This is a genomic window from Halorubrum trueperi, from assembly GCF_042662525.1.
GTDB classification, from domain to species: Archaea; Halobacteriota; Halobacteria; order Halobacteriales; family Haloferacaceae; genus Halorubrum; species Halorubrum trueperi.
This window is the reverse complement of the sequence record NZ_JBHSXI010000009.1, coordinates 25,024-38,506: the sequence shown is the minus strand read 5'-3', so window position 1 is coordinate 38,506 and position 13,483 is coordinate 25,024. Positions and strand designations below refer to the sequence as shown.

Sequence of the window (13,483 nt, the reverse complement as noted above, 5' to 3'; positions counted from 1 at the left end):
CCCGGAGAACGACGAACGGTTAGAAAATATTCACTCGATACTGAGGCAAACATTCGTTCGGACCGCAGTTTTAACCGACTCGACCGGTTGTTGGTGTGTTATGGAGTTGCACAATCGGAGCGTGCGGACGGACGTTCGGGAGCTCGGCGCGCTCGTCGGCGAAGTCCTCGCCGCACAGACCTCGACGGAGGCGTACGAGACGGTGGAGGATCTACGAAACGCGGCGATCGGCTACCGACGAGGCGAGGTCTCGAACCGAGACCGCCTCCACGAATCGATCGACGACCTGTCGACGACCCGCGAGGGGATCGTCGCACGCGCGTTCACCACCTACTTCGAGCTGATCAACCTCGCCGAGGAGCGGGAACGAGTGCGCGCGATCCGGAGCGCCGACGACGAGGGGGCACTCCACGACTCCTTCGAGGCCACGATCGCCGAGTTCGCCGAGGAGGGGGTCGAACCGGACGCGCTCCGGAACCTCCTCGAAGACGTGCTCATCGAACCCACGTTCACCGCGCACCCGACCGAGGCCCGCCGGGCGACCGTGAAAGCGAAGCTCCGGTCGATCGCCACCCACCTCGGCGAGCTCGACGAGCGCAACCTCACCGAGCGCGAGCGGAGCGCGATTTGGCGCGACGTCACCGCCGAGGTGACGAGCCTCTGGGGCACCAGACAGGTGCGCCAGCGGCCGCCCGAGCCGGAAGACGAGGCGCGCAACGTCGGCTGGTACCTCGAGAACACGCTCTTCGACGTCATCGGCGACGCTTACGAGGAATTCGAGGAGACTATCGCCACGGAGTACGAGGACGTCGACTGCCCGAAGCTGTTCGAGTTCCGCTCGTGGGCCGGATCGGACCGCGACGGCAACCCCTTCGTCACGCCGGAGGTGACCGACGAGACGCTCGAACGGCAGCGGGCCGTCGCCATCGAGAAGTACCGAGATCGGTGTAAGCGGCTCTCCGCAGTGTTGAGCCAGGACGGCGATCGCTACGCGCTCGACGACGGGCTCGCCGAGTCGCTCGCCGCCGACGCCGAGCGCTTTCCGACTGTCGTCGAAGAGGCCCGCGAGCGCTATCCGGACGAGCCGTACCGTCAGAAGCTCCGCTTGATGCGCGAGCGGCTCGACCGCGTCGACGACGTGCGCCCCGGTGAGTACCCCGACGGCGACGCGTTCCTCGCCGACCTCGACGCGATCGCCGACTCGCTCGCGGCTGACGGCCAAGACGCGGTACGAGAGTCGTTCGTCGAGCCGCTCCGTCGGCAGGTGGACACGTTCGGCTTCACGCTCGCGTCGCTCGATCTCCGAGACCACCGCGAGAACCACACCGAGGCCGTCGCCGAGGCGGTCGCGGTCGAGGGCGTGGACTACCGCGGCATGGACGAGGCGGAACGAGAGGCGTTCCTCTCCGAGGCGATCCTACAGAAGAACCCCGTCGTCGACGTCGACGCGCCCGGCGACGTCTCCGAGACCACCGAGCGCGTGCTCCGTCGGTTCGAGGAGCTGGCCGGGTGGCAGGACGAGTACGGCCAGCAGGCGATCGACACGTACTGCATCTCGATGACCGAGGAGCCGAGCCACGTGCTCGAAGTGCTCTTTCTCGCCGACCAGGTCGGTGCCGTCTCGCTTCCCGACCACTGCGGGCTCGACGTCGTTCCGCTGCTGGAGACCGAGTCAGCGCTCAACGGCGCGGAGCGCATCCTCGGGGCCCTGTTCGACAACGAAGCGTACGCGACCGCGCTCTCGGTTCGGGGAGACGTGCAGGAGGTCATGCTTGGCTACTCCGACTCCAACAAGGAGAACGGGTTCCTCGCCGCGAACTGGGACCTCTACGAAAACCAGCGCCGGATCGCGCGGTTCTGCCGGGAGGAGGACGTCACCCTCCGGCTGTTCCACGGTCGCGGCGGCTCCATCTCCCGCGGCGGCGGCCCGATGAACGAGGCGCTGCTCGCGCTGCCCAACGAGACGGTGACCGGCCAAGTGAAGTTCACCGAGCAGGGCGAGGCGATAGCCGAGAAGTACGCCAACCCGCGGATCGCCGAGCGCGAGCTCGAACAGATGCTCGACGCGCAGGTCCGCTCGCGTCGGGAGGCCAACGAGGAGCCGACCGAGGACGTCCCCGAGCGCTGGGTCGACGCGATGGAGACGATGGCACCCGCGGCCCGCGAGGCGTATCGCGATCTCTTGAACACCGACGGGTTCGTCACGTACTTCGGACAGGCGACGCCGATCTCCGTCGTGGAGAACCTCAACCTCGGATCGCGGCCCGCGTCGCGCTCGGGGGAACGCACCGTCGAGGACCTGCGCGCCATCCCGTGGGTGTTCTCGTGGACCCAGACCCGGCTCATCCTCCCCGGCTGGTACGCGCTCGCCTCCGGGCTCGACGCCTACCTCGACGAGGTCGGCGAATCGGAGGGGATCGAAACGCTCCGCGAGATGTACGAGGAGTGGCCGTTCTTCCGGACGACCCTCGACAACGCCGGCCTCGCGCTCGCCCGCACGGAGCCGGAGATCGCCGCCGAGTACGCCGACCTCGCTGACGACGACCTCCGCGAGCGCTTCTTCCCCGAACTCATCGGCGAGTACGAGCGCGGCCGGGAGCTAGTGCTCGAAATAAGCGGTCGCGACCAGTTGCTCCGTCGCGAATGGCTGTCCGAGAGCCTCGGACGGCGGAACCCCTACGTCGATCCGCTGAACCTGCTGCAGGCGAGCCTGCTCGGGCGGACCCACCGCACCGAAGCCGAGGAGCGAACCCTCCGACTCACCGTCAACGGCATCGCCGCCGGGATGAAGAACACCGGGTAGCTCGGCGTGCGACCCGACGTCTCTCCCCAGTAACGGGGAATTACCAACTCGAGACGCGGATACGGGCTCTATTACAATCTTCCCGACTCCCGTCCGAGAGCATGCGATGGTACGAACGAAGATATCTGACGACGACAAGGGAAAGCGGGTAGTCAACTCCAGCGGGCAGAAAATCGGGATGATTACAGAAGTGAAAAACGGGAACGCGTACGTCGACGCGGATCCAGGGATCGCGGACTCCATCCGTTCTAAACTTGGGTGGGGAGACGCAGACGCGGACGATTATCGGCTCGAATCACGACGCATCGCCGATATCAACGATGACGAAGTTCGACTCAAAGACTAACTACCACCACCAGCAGTATTGAGATAGAAACACCGAATCGGAGTCAAACTCCGTTCAGACCGGGGGTAAGCCATAATGAACACATCCGAGAACACAGAAGGGACGATCGAAGAACAGGTCATTGAGGAGACGAAAGAGGCAGGTGGCGAAGCCCGGGAGGACGTTCAGGAGACGGTCGGCGACGTCGAGGCTGGATCGACAAACTCCGAAACCCCACCGACGAAGAATACCCCGTCCGGTCGGTTATGACCGCTTCCCAACCCGCTAACGGACTCGCCGCGACCCTGGACGACGGAGATGTCGCACTCGGAATACTCGACAATACGTACAGTCCGACGCTCGTGGAGTTCTACGGTGAACTCGGCGTTGATTTCGTCTGGCTGGATCTCGAACACGGTGGCCCGGACCCGTGGGACGGGAGTCAGTTGGAAGATCTGCTCCGTGCGGCCGAACGGACGGGCGTAGAACTACTTGTTAGGCTTCCCGATACGGATCCAACGCTCGTCCGGAAGGCGCTCGACCTCGGTGTGAGAACCGTGTTCCTCCCCCGCGTGGAAACCGCCGAAGAAGTCCGAGACGCGGTTCGATCCGCTCGGTTCCGGTACGACGATGGTCCCGGTGATCGGGGACTGGGATCTCCACGGGCTCATCGTTGGGGCCTTGCTGACGATTACATCACCACTGAAGATCGGGAGACCCTCGTCGGTGTGACCATCGAGACCGAGGCGTCCATCGAGAACCTGGACGAGATACTAACTATCCCGGAACTGGGGTTTGTCTTCATTGGCCCGTTCGACCTCTCGGTATCACTCGGCTACCCCGGTGAAATCGATCATCAGAGGGTACAGGAAGCTGTCGAGACGGTTCGATCGAAGGCCGTCGGTGCGGGTGTTCCCGTTGCGGGTCTCGGGTTCGGGATGGATGATGTCAACGAAAAAGCGACGAACGGCTACCAGATACTGAACCTCGGAAGCACGACCGGGGCGCTCGAGAAAACCGTCACTAGCTGGTTCGATGCCTACGAACGGAACGACGCCTGAATCGCGTCCCTCCATATTCGTGAGCGCCAGCTTCCGGGTGTGAGTGATAGACGCGCCGTTCTTGACGCGGTACCCCGTCTACTGGAACCGGAAGCGGGTCGTCACCGTTACTGATATCAGTGGCAATATCGGCGTACCTCCCGGGATTTTTGACCACTGCTTCCGGTACCGTCGTTTGAGAACTTCGGCTCCGTTGTAATCCTGTTCTTTGGACACAACACGGGGTGAGACAGCCGTCCGCCGAAGATCCCTCGCTTGTTCGATTGCGGGAGTGGATGTTGCGGACCGCCGCCGGCAACGTGGTATTTAAAAGAACGAGCGCGACGGCGACGACTACTTCTAAATAAACAACGCTGTGGCGCGCCTCCGAGCGCCCGGAGGGCGCGAGGAGCCCGCGAGGTCGCCGGCGGCGGAGCCGCCGGCTGCCAGAGAATCTTCGATTCTCGCTGGACGCCGCGAGCGCCTTTATAAGACGCGACGCGGCGAGGTTGGGGAGGTGTGAGGTGCTGTGCTGAGCGGTGCGGGGTGGGATTCAAAGGGGCAGCCGTGAGGCGGGCGCAGGCGACACTAGCACCGCAAAGAGCGAGTGAAACGAGCGAGTGAGGAGCGTGGTTCGAGAGAGCAAAGCTCTCTCGTCATCGCCGGAAATCGTTGATTTCCGGCTAGCAGTCAGAACGCTTTGCGTTCTGACGACATCCCGAAAATCGGAGATTTTCGGGCGACAGCGAGCGTGCGCCCGCCTCACGGCTGGGGCTTTGGACGTGTTCACCCCGCCAGCAACGACATATAAACATCCGACGGCACCACCACTCGTTCACTTATAAATGACCAGTCAATCAAATTGACATACTTACTCCCGTATCGCTCATCGCTGTTCCTATACTGACTCCAACCGGGTCAGAATATGCCATGCACACAGGATTCCAGCAGAGCCAGCACGTTAGCCCGCGTCTTGGAATCCGTCATCTGGTGTACCAGGCGTCGAATATCCCTTCGCGACGGCTACGGTCCTCGCGGCTGTGAGGCTGCAAAACTGCCTCATCTCCTCGAACGACATCGTCCTGATCGAGATTTTATATAGCGGAATGAGATATAAGTCATTCGCACAAGAGATATCGCTCTATCGGATCAGAAGGCGGGAGAAGGCGGCAGGCGACGGGATTCTCGGGGAAGCAGCAAAACGAGACGACCGGAGGGAGACGAACAAAAAAAAGGACCGGCTCGGAAGGTGAGAGAGGTACGCTGCGCTCTCGGTTGGGAGAGACGGCGTCGAAAAGCGAATCGGCGATCTACGCGTAGCGTTCGAGTTCCGGGCGATCGAGATCTTCCAGGACGTCGGCAGCGACCTCCGAGAGGAAGGCCTCGCCGTCGTCGGAGATTCGGCGACCCTCGCCGGCGGCGGTGGTCACGAGTCCGTCGTCTTCGAGGGCCTGCAGCGAGGCGCGGATGACCTTCCGAGAGCCGCCGGCGTGCTCGCCGGGGCGGACGGAGTACCGGTTCGAACCGCGCTTCTTCGAGCCGTACTCGGTGGCGAGCCGCTCGATGCCGATCGGCTCGTTCTGCGCGACCTTACGAAGCAGGCTGGCGGAGCGGACGTACCAGAAGTCCTCCTGTTCGGGCGGGAGTTCCTTGCCGGCACCGCTTTTGGCGAACTCGACCCAGTCGGGCTCGTCGATCCGATCTTCGAGTCGTGCGGCGACCTCCTCGATGAGGGCGTCGGCCGGCACGTCGTAGATGGTTACCATTGAGGTGAAATTCAGCCTAACGTCGTTTAAACCCATCGTATTCGAGAGGCGTCGTGTGACCGGTTTTCACGGGGAAGCGGGGTCACGAGACGAGACCGCGGACGCTCGATCGGGAACGATCCGCGCCGCGAAGGAGGAGCTACTCGGCGTACTCGTACTTCCGCTCGTTCATCCGGCCCCAGCCGGTGAAGACGAACTCCCCCTCCGGCTGGGTGAACTCCTCGATCTCGCGGTCGACGTCCATGTCGTACTCGTGGACGTCGTGGACGTCCTCGTACTCGCTCCACGTGAGATCGTAGCGAGATGCGAGCTGGTCGTCGATGTCGAGCCCTTCGATCTCCGCGGTCCAGCCGTCGCGGATCGTCTCAGCGTGGATCTCCGCCTGCGCGCCGGAGCCGTAGGACGCGACGAGCAGCGTGTCACCGACGAACGACCGATCGCGGGTCAACGCGTCTCGCAGCGCGCTGACGCGAGCGATGTGGACGGAGCTCGTGTACCAGTTGCCGACCTCCCGCGAAAGACCGAGCGTCGGCTCCACGACGGTGTCGTACCACGTCTGATACTGCTCGGTGGTCTTGAGCTCGTCCATGTATTCGCGGATCGCCTCCTCGTAGGCCTCCCGGTCGTCGAAATCGGCCTCGCGGGGCTGACGGCCGATCTCGTCGGCAAGGTCGTCTTCGTACTCCGTGTCGCGGATGACGTGTCGGTACGCGAGCAGGGCCGCCTTCCGAACCATCCCGGGGAACGGCGTGTGGAACGGAGCGTACGCGAAATCGTCGAGTTCGATGTCGTCGGTGACGGACTCGTAGTCCTCCAAGGCCTCCCGCATCCGAGAGAGGTACACCTGCACCGATCGCTTGCCGTCCACGCTGGGAAACTGCTGGTTCGGCTTCAGGAAGTCCGTCTCGTCTTTCGACCCGTATCCCTGTTCCATCGATAGCTCGACGATCGAGGGGTCCTCGTCGATCAGCATCGCGACGGCCCCGGCACCCTGCGTCGCCTCGCCCGGATCGCCGCGGGCGTACAGCGCGGTGTCCGTCGAGACGATGAGCGCCGCTCTGCCTCGGTTTCGACCCGCCCGGATCCAATTGTAGGCGTCGTCTATCGCCTGCGTGCCGGCGAGACAGGCGAACTTCCGCTCGCCCTTGTTGGCGTGGGTAAAGTCGCCGTCGTACACCTGTTCGAGACAGCCCGCGATATACGTCGACACGGGCTTCGAGTGGTCGAACGCCGACTCGGTCGCGACGTCGATCCGGCCGATGTCCTCGGGCTCGAGGCCCTTGCGGTCCATCAGCCGCTTCGCGGCGTTCGCGCCCATCGTGACGATGTCCTCGTACACGTCCGGGAACGAGGAGTTGTTGAGTCCGAGCCCCTTCGTGTACTTCTCCGGGTCGTCGCCCTTCTCCGGGGCGAACGTGCCCGGTAAGTCGAGCTTGAGCTTTCCGGTCCAGATACCGACGGCGTCGATGCCGACTGCGGTCATGAACGGTCCTTCATGCGGCCGGCATATGGGTTTGTCGATGAGTGGTTACGTCAATCGTGGAAACAGAATCGTGGAAACAGGTATCATCGCGCGACGCGGCGTCAGTCGTCGTCCTCCCGTCGGGCGGTCAGCCACGCCGACGTGGCGGCCACGACGCTCGCGAACCCGCCGACCAGCACGGCCTGCGTCCAGTTAGCCCCGAGCAGGTACCCCGCGACCAGCGTGACGAGCGCGAAGGCGACCACGACGGAGGCGATCGTCGGAGCGATGGAGTCGGCGTCCGAGTCGGTCATACTCGGATCTGCGACGGCCGCGCGATAAAACGGCCGATCGGCGAGGCGGTCGGGCCGATCGCGATATGGAGGACCGGAGTGTCCGAACTCTTTATAAATTGTATGTCGCGATATTAAATCTGATTCGCGCGTCTCCGCCGCCTCTCGACCGGTCCGTTTTTGCGCGCGGCGGATGACTCCGGTCGTATGGCGAAACAGCCGCACCTGCTGGTTGAAGAGGGTGACGTCCACGAGATCGCGGTCATTCCCGGCGACCCCGGCCGAGTCGATCGGATCGCCGATCTCTGCGACGACAGCGAACTCGTCGCGCAGAACCGCGAGTACAAGATCGTCAACGCGAGCTACGAGGGCGTCGACCTCACGATCTGCTCGACCGGGATCGGCTGCCCGTCGGCCGCCATCGCGGTCGAGGAGCTCTCGCGCGTCGGCGTCGAGACGTTCGTCCGCTGTGGAACCTGCGGTGCGCTCCAGACAGACATGGAGGTCGGCGACATGGTGGTCGCGACCGGCGCGGCCAAAGAGGAGGGAACGAGCAAGCGCTACGAATCCGCGAACTACCCCGCCGTCCCGGACTACGACGTGCTCACGGGACTCGTCGAGGGGGCCGAGGACAACGACGAGGAGATCCACGTCGGCCCGATCGTCTCCGACGACGCCTTTTACAACGAGAGTGACGAGTACATCGACGGCTGGGAGGACGCGAACTTGCTCGCGATCGAGATGGAGGCCGCGACGGTCTTCGCGCTCGCGCGCCGCAAGGGGCTTCGCGCCGGCGCGATCTGCACCGTCGACGGCAACCTCGTCGCCGGCACGCAGAAGGGCGCGGACTCGGACGACGAACTGCCGGAGAAGGCCAAGGACAACGTCGAGCGCGCGATCCGAATCACGCTGAACGCTATCACGGCGCTGTAGTCACGCTGAACGCTATCACGGCGCTGGAGGGACCACCGCGGGCGGCCCGCCGCTCACCCGTCTTCCGCTCGGAACTCCACCAGCGTCAGCTCCCGGTCGAGCGCACACTCGTCGTGCGGCGGCTCGCCGAGCACCTGATCGATCACGCGCTCCTCGTCGAAGTCCGCACCGTCGGGGACGCAGTACCCGTGACTCGGGCACTCGGTGTGCGGACAGGGGCCCGCGAGCGACACGCGACCGCCGGTGTACGCCTGCTTCGACGGGACGTTCGCGGGGACTGGAGCGGGTTCGACCTCGACCGCGCGCACCCCGGCGTCGTGAACGGCGCAGTCGAGGGTCTGTGCGTTCTCCCGGATCCCGGTCACCCGGTACCGCGTCCCCTCCGAGAGATTGAGACACTGCCCGCGGTAGGGGCACCCGTCGCAATCGGGCGATTCCCCCTCGTAGACGAACTCGCGGCCCGTGTCCGCGAGCCGCGTGCCGATGAGCGTGACCGTGGTCATGCCCGAAGCAACGCGCCGGGAGTCCGTAAGCGTCCCGCCTCGCTCGGCGCGGGCGGCGCGGGCGGAGCGACGGCGGCGGACCCGGCGCTCTCGGAGGACAAGACACATCCGCGCCCCCCGGCAACGACGACCAACGATGATCGCGGCGCTGGCGCGGGACGCGAAGCGAGAGGCCGAAGCGGCCAACGAGCGGCGCGTCCTCGTGTTCGCCGGCGACCGCGACCGAGGGTTCGACGCGTCATACGACGCGATCGAAGCGGTCGCGAGCGATGACAGGGAGGCGAGCGAGAGCGATGACCGGGAGACGCTCGCGCGCGATGACGGGGAGACGGTTTCGATCGTCTCGACGCGCGAGGGGTTTCGGTACGAGGAGCACGGACCGCGGGAGGCCGACGAGCTGCTTGGCCGCACCCGCGACGTCGTCGTCCTAGACTGCCACGAACAGTTCGTCCCGAACGCGCTCGGGCGGTGCGTCGGCGCGGTCGACGGCGGCGGTCTGCTCGTCCTGTTGACCCCCGACCTAGACGCGTGGCCCGAGAGACGCGACCGCTTCGACGACTCACTCGCGGTCCCGCCGTACGACGTCGACGACGTGACCGGTCGCTTCCGCGAGCGGTTCGTCGGCACGCTTCGGTCGCATCCGGGGATCGCGATCGCGTCGCTGGGGGAGACGCCGGCGGGCGATACGGTCGAGCGCGACGGACTCGTCGGTTCGCGGGGCGGTACGGCGGCGGAATCGGATGGGCGGGTAACCACGCCACCGACCGTCCCGCCGAACGCGACGTTCCCGGCTGCGGCGTACGAGGCGTGTCTCACGAGCGATCAGGCCCGAGCGGTTCGGGCGTTCGAGTCGCTCGCGACGCCCGGAACGGCGGTCGTCGCGGAGGCGGACCGCGGGCGCGGGAAGTCGAGCGCGGCGGGCATCGCCGCGGGCGCGCTGGCGCTGGCGGGCGCGGACGTGCTCGTCACCGCACCGACGTTCCGCAACACGGCCGAGGTGTTCGCGCGAGCGCGCGAGCTGGTCGCCGGGAGCGACGGCGATGGCGATGGCGGTGGCGATGGCGGCGGCAGCGATATCGACGGTGACGGTGGTCGCGACAGTGACGGCGGGACTGATGCTCGACGTCTCAACGTACCGGGTGGCGGCCGCGTTCGGTACCTCCAGCCCGCGGTGGCTGCAGAACTCCCCGACGGCCCCGATGTCGTGATCGTCGACGAGGCGGCCGCGCTCCCGGTTCGACTGCTGGAGAGATTCCTCGACGAGTCGCTCTCGGTCGCGTTCTGTACGACAGTTCACGGCTACGAGGGGGCCGGCCGCGGCTTCGCGATCCGGTTCCGCGAGCGCCTGCTCGACGGGCCGTTCGCGGTGCGGGACGTTCGTCTCGACGAGCCGATCCGGTACGCCCGGAACGACCCGGTCGAGGCGTGGGCGGCCCGCGCGCTGCTGCTCGACGCCCGACCCGCCGTCGACGAGGCGGTCGCGGGCTCGACGGTCGAGAACGCGGCGTACCGGGCGCTCTCGCCCGACGACCTGCTCGCGAACGAGACCCTGCTCGGCGAGGCCTTCGGCCTGCTCGTCGCCGCCCACTACCGCACCGAGCCGAACGACCTCGCCAGGCTGTTCGACGCGCCGAACCTCTCGGCGCGGGCGCTCGTGGCCCGCGGCCGGGTCGTCGCGGTCGCCCTGCTCGCGCGCGAGGGGGGGTTGGACGCCGAGACGCGTCGTCGGATGTACGAGGGCGAGCGGGTCCGCGGTAACATGGTGCCGGACGTGCTCACCAGCCAGCTCCGCGACGAGGAGGCTGCAGAGCGCCGAGGACTCCGAACCGTCAGGATCGCGACCCATCACGCGGTCCGGGACGAGGGGTTCGGCTCCCGGCTCCTCCGAGAGGTTCACTCGGAGTTCGAAGACGAGACCGACTACTTCTCGGTCGGCTACGGCGCGACCCCCCGACTGCTCCGGTTCTGGCGGCGAGCGGGGTACCGGACCGTTCACCTCTCGACCTCGCGGAACGATGCCTCCGGCGAGCACTCGGCGATCATGCTCCGACCGACGAGCGAGGCCGGCCGCGATCTGCTCTCCCATCACGCCGTCGCCTTCCGCGACCGCGAGCGCGACGGGCTCTCGGACGCCCACCGCGACGTCGACCCGGACGTGGTGATCGGCGCGCTCCGCGCGTGCCCGGCGTCCGCGCCGGTCGACCTCACCGAGGTCGAGTGGCGATCCGTCGTCGGGGCCTCGTTCGGCCCGGGGATGTACGACAGCGCCCCCGGCGCGTTCAGGGATCTGGCGCTTGCGACGCTGATCGGCGGCGAGGAGGCGATTGACGGCGAGGAGGCAATCAACGGTGACGATGAGACAAGCCTCGACGAGCGGGAACGGCGGCTGCTCGTCCGAAAGGTGCTCCAAGGCCGCCCGTGGGAATCCGTCGTGGACGAGCTCGGCTACGTCTCGACGGCCGCGTGCATGCGGGCGCTCGGGGATGCGTACGAGCCCCTCGTGGAGGAGTTCGGGACCGCGTTCGCGCTCGCAGAGCGGGACCGGTTCACGCGGGAGTGACACCGCCGAGACGCCGTCGGAGCAACACCGAAGAGGGTCGCGGACGGATCGCTCGGTATGACCGACGAGACGGATGGTTCCCAGCCGATCTGTGCGGAGCCGGACTGCGATCGGCGGGCGGCCGTCCGGTTACACATCCCGTGGGACGAGGACCGCGACGTCTGCCCGGCCTGCGCGCGGGCGCTGGGCCAGCGTGACGGCGTCGTCGCGACGCCGCTCCCCGGGCACGAGGACGTGTGGCCGTAGACGGAGCCGTCATGAGGGTGCGATCGTGACGGTGTGCTCCATCACGACGGTTCCCGCCGCCGTGACGGTGTCCACAGCCGCGAAAAACGAGGCGTTCGGACCGCCTACAGCGACCGCGCCATCATCACTTCGTCGACGTACTCGCCGTCGATTCGGTAGTGGTCCTCGCGGATCGCCTCCGTGTGCCACCCGTGGGCCTCCAGGAAGGATCGCGCCTCCTCGTTGGTCGCGGGAATGCTGTTGTACAGCTTCTCGAAGTCGTTCTCGCCGGCCCACGTGGACCCCTTTTTCAACAGCGTCCCGCCGATGCCGCGACCGCGGTACTCGTCGAGGACCCCGACCGTGAGCTTCGCCGTGTGACGGAGCTTCTCGGTCTCGGGCAGGTCGAGGTGGACCCATCCGACCACCTGGTCCTCCACGGTGGCCACGAAGAACATCCGCGACTCGGCGCTGTTGTTCCGCAACAGGATCTCCTCGTAGTCGATCAGGTCCGCGACGGTCTCGGCCTCGATGTACGATCCGTCCTTCGCCACCTGACGGATGATGCCGACAAGTCCCGAGAGGTCGGCCTGCCGCGCGGTCCGGATCGTGAAGCGGGAGCCCTCCTGTTCGTGGACAGTTCCGGTGTCCGTGTCGAACGCGATCTCCAGGTCGTCGTCGTCGAGCTGTCGCACGTACTCGTCGCGTCGCAACACGGCGAGGTGGTGACCGAAGGCCTCCTCGTCGAACCCCAGCTCGCGCCGCACCGTCTCGGCCGGCACCGATCCGCGCCGCTCCACGTACTCGTAGATGTCCTTCCGATCTCGGTTCTCGATCGAAACGCGTTGTGCCAGCTCCATGGTGTACGGTACCATACAACGACAGATAAGCATTCCCCACGAACGATCGTGGGATTCAAATCCGTGCGGATCGGTCGCCCGACCTCGCGAGTCGCGCGTCGCCTCGGCTCGCGAGTCGCCACGGTGGGGTCTCACGAGTCGCCGCGGTGGGTTCCAGTGAGCAGCGCCGCCACGTCAGTGACGTCGTGGGTATCGACTAGCAGTTCGGCGGCCTCGCGGACGGTCGCGTCCGGGTCGGCGTCGATGCCCCGACACCGTGCGTACACCGCCAGCCAGTCGCTCGTTGCGGCGTGGAGCCGGTCCAGTTCCCGCTGGGAGAACCGAACCGGCTCGTCCGCCGTACGCGCCTCGACGTACACGCCAACGACTGGGCCCAGCCCATCGCGTGCCGCCACGAGCGCGGCCTCCTCGGGGTTCGAAACGGCCGTTCCCTCAAGCTCGGTCCGCACTCGATCGGTCATCGTATGCCGCGACTCACCGTCTGCGAGCACCGATTCTCCGTCCACGAGGACCGCCTCGCCGTCCGCGAGCGGCGCGTCCTCCGCGAGCATCGACTCGCCGTCTCCGCGCCGCGGCTCGCGCTGTGAGCCGTCGTCCGCCCCGTCTCGGTCATCCTTTCGCGGGAAGTCGGGATCGAACCGGGCGCGCGTGGCGCGAGCGTCCGCCGCGAGCGACGCGATCCGGTCGGCGTACCGCGAGCGGGTCGGTGTCAC

General features: G+C 66.3%; 14 protein-coding genes. 8 read left to right on the top strand and 6 right to left on the bottom strand.

The window, feature by feature from the left end:
- The first annotated feature begins 100 nt into the window (after positions 1-100).
- From ppc to ACFQEY_RS07780, 5 genes are all read left to right on the top strand, one after another.
- Positions 101-2,803 carry a phosphoenolpyruvate carboxylase gene (ppc, locus tag ACFQEY_RS07800; protein ID WP_379766778.1) on the top strand — a complete coding sequence of 901 codons (2,703 nt, stop codon included), beginning with the start codon at positions 101-103 and terminating at the stop codon, positions 2,801-2,803.
- Positions 2,804-2,909: 106 nt separating this feature from the next.
- On the top strand, positions 2,910-3,149 hold the full coding sequence (locus ACFQEY_RS07795; RefSeq protein WP_379766775.1) for a PRC-barrel domain containing protein: 240 nt from the start codon (positions 2,910-2,912) through the stop codon (positions 3,147-3,149).
- Between the two features lie 75 nt (positions 3,150-3,224).
- Complete coding sequence (locus tag ACFQEY_RS07790) at positions 3,225-3,398, top strand: hypothetical protein (protein WP_379766773.1); 174 nt, start codon at positions 3,225-3,227, stop codon at positions 3,396-3,398.
- On the top strand, positions 3,395-4,189 hold the full coding sequence (locus ACFQEY_RS07785) for an HpcH/HpaI aldolase family protein (protein ID WP_379766770.1): 795 nt from the start codon (positions 3,395-3,397) through the stop codon (positions 4,187-4,189). The genes ACFQEY_RS07790 and ACFQEY_RS07785 overlap by 4 nt, the downstream gene beginning before the upstream one ends.
- A gap of 1,019 nt (positions 4,190-5,208) precedes the next feature.
- Entirely contained in the window at positions 5,209-5,421 is a 213-nt protein-coding gene (locus ACFQEY_RS07780; protein WP_379766767.1) for a hypothetical protein, read from the top strand.
- Positions 5,422-5,478: 57 nt separating this feature from the next.
- Here ACFQEY_RS07780 and ACFQEY_RS07775 read toward each other — a convergent pair whose 3' ends face one another.
- The 3 genes from ACFQEY_RS07775 to ACFQEY_RS07765 all read right to left on the bottom strand — a co-directional run bounded on the left by ACFQEY_RS07775 (position 5,479) and on the right by ACFQEY_RS07765 (position 7,710).
- Positions 5,479-5,934, bottom strand: a complete 456-nt coding sequence (locus tag ACFQEY_RS07775; protein ID WP_379766764.1) for a 30S ribosomal protein S19e — start codon at positions 5,932-5,934, stop codon at positions 5,479-5,481.
- A 139-nt stretch (positions 5,935-6,073) separates the two neighbouring features.
- Positions 6,074-7,417, bottom strand: coding sequence for a hydroxymethylglutaryl-CoA synthase (gene hmgB / locus ACFQEY_RS07770; protein WP_379766761.1), 1,344 nt, complete (start codon positions 7,415-7,417; stop codon positions 6,074-6,076).
- A gap of 101 nt (positions 7,418-7,518) precedes the next feature.
- Positions 7,519-7,710 (bottom strand): hypothetical protein, encoded by a 192-nt coding sequence (locus ACFQEY_RS07765; protein ID WP_379766758.1) that lies wholly within the window; start codon positions 7,708-7,710, stop codon positions 7,519-7,521.
- Positions 7,711-7,896: 186 nt separating this feature from the next.
- On the opposite strand from ACFQEY_RS07765, the gene ACFQEY_RS07760 reads away from it, so the two are divergent.
- Entirely contained in the window at positions 7,897-8,622 is a 726-nt protein-coding gene (locus ACFQEY_RS07760; RefSeq protein ID WP_379766755.1) for a nucleoside phosphorylase, read from the top strand.
- A 53-nt stretch (positions 8,623-8,675) separates the two neighbouring features.
- Here the strand turns inward: ACFQEY_RS07760 and ACFQEY_RS07755 are convergent, their stop codons facing one another.
- The gene (locus tag ACFQEY_RS07755) at positions 8,676-9,125 is read right to left on the bottom strand and encodes a UPF0179 family protein (protein ID WP_379766752.1); all 450 of its coding nucleotides are present in this window, start codon (positions 9,123-9,125) and stop codon (positions 8,676-8,678) included.
- 136 nt (positions 9,126-9,261) lie between these two features.
- Here ACFQEY_RS07755 and tmcA point away from each other — a divergent pair, with 136 nt between their 5' ends.
- Both tmcA and ACFQEY_RS07745 read left to right on the top strand, forming a co-directional pair.
- Positions 9,262-11,685, top strand: a complete 2,424-nt coding sequence (gene tmcA, locus ACFQEY_RS07750) for a tRNA(Met) cytidine acetyltransferase TmcA (protein WP_379766749.1) — start codon at positions 9,262-9,264, stop codon at positions 11,683-11,685.
- Between the two features lie 57 nt (positions 11,686-11,742).
- A complete protein-coding gene (locus ACFQEY_RS07745; RefSeq protein WP_379766746.1) occupies positions 11,743-11,931 on the top strand; it encodes a hypothetical protein in 189 nt (62 codons plus the stop codon).
- A gap of 104 nt (positions 11,932-12,035) precedes the next feature.
- Here ACFQEY_RS07745 and ACFQEY_RS07740 read toward each other — a convergent pair whose 3' ends face one another.
- Both ACFQEY_RS07740 and ACFQEY_RS07735 read right to left on the bottom strand, forming a co-directional pair.
- Positions 12,036-12,770, bottom strand: coding sequence for a GNAT family N-acetyltransferase (locus tag ACFQEY_RS07740; RefSeq protein WP_379766743.1), 735 nt, complete (start codon positions 12,768-12,770; stop codon positions 12,036-12,038).
- A gap of 131 nt (positions 12,771-12,901) precedes the next feature.
- Positions 12,902-13,483, bottom strand: a complete 582-nt coding sequence (locus ACFQEY_RS07735; RefSeq protein ID WP_379766740.1) for a hypothetical protein — start codon at positions 13,481-13,483, stop codon at positions 12,902-12,904.

Excerpts from the sequence above, each read along its gene's own strand:
- ppc (WP_379766778.1), top strand. The coding sequence starts at position 101 with ATGGAGTTGCACAATCGGAGCGTGCGGACGGACGTTCGGGAGCTCGGC.
- ACFQEY_RS07795 (WP_379766775.1), top strand. The coding sequence starts at position 2,910 with ATGGTACGAACGAAGATATCTGACGACGACAAGGGAAAGCGGGTAGTC.
- ACFQEY_RS07790 (WP_379766773.1), top strand. The coding sequence starts at position 3,225 with ATGAACACATCCGAGAACACAGAAGGGACGATCGAAGAACAGGTCATT.
- ACFQEY_RS07785 (WP_379766770.1), top strand. The coding sequence starts at position 3,395 with ATGACCGCTTCCCAACCCGCTAACGGACTCGCCGCGACCCTGGACGAC.
- ACFQEY_RS07775 (WP_379766764.1), bottom strand. The coding sequence starts at position 5,934 with ATGGTAACCATCTACGACGTGCCGGCCGACGCCCTCATCGAGGAGGTC.
- hmgB (WP_379766761.1), bottom strand. The coding sequence starts at position 7,417 with ATGACCGCAGTCGGCATCGACGCCGTCGGTATCTGGACCGGAAAGCTC.
- ACFQEY_RS07765 (WP_379766758.1), bottom strand. The coding sequence starts at position 7,710 with ATGACCGACTCGGACGCCGACTCCATCGCTCCGACGATCGCCTCCGTC.
- ACFQEY_RS07760 (WP_379766755.1), top strand. The coding sequence starts at position 7,897 with ATGGCGAAACAGCCGCACCTGCTGGTTGAAGAGGGTGACGTCCACGAG.
- ACFQEY_RS07755 (WP_379766752.1), bottom strand. The coding sequence starts at position 9,125 with ATGACCACGGTCACGCTCATCGGCACGCGGCTCGCGGACACGGGCCGC.
- tmcA (WP_379766749.1), top strand. The coding sequence starts at position 9,262 with ATGATCGCGGCGCTGGCGCGGGACGCGAAGCGAGAGGCCGAAGCGGCC.
- ACFQEY_RS07745 (WP_379766746.1), top strand. The coding sequence starts at position 11,743 with ATGACCGACGAGACGGATGGTTCCCAGCCGATCTGTGCGGAGCCGGAC.
- ACFQEY_RS07740 (WP_379766743.1), bottom strand. The coding sequence starts at position 12,770 with ATGGAGCTGGCACAACGCGTTTCGATCGAGAACCGAGATCGGAAGGAC.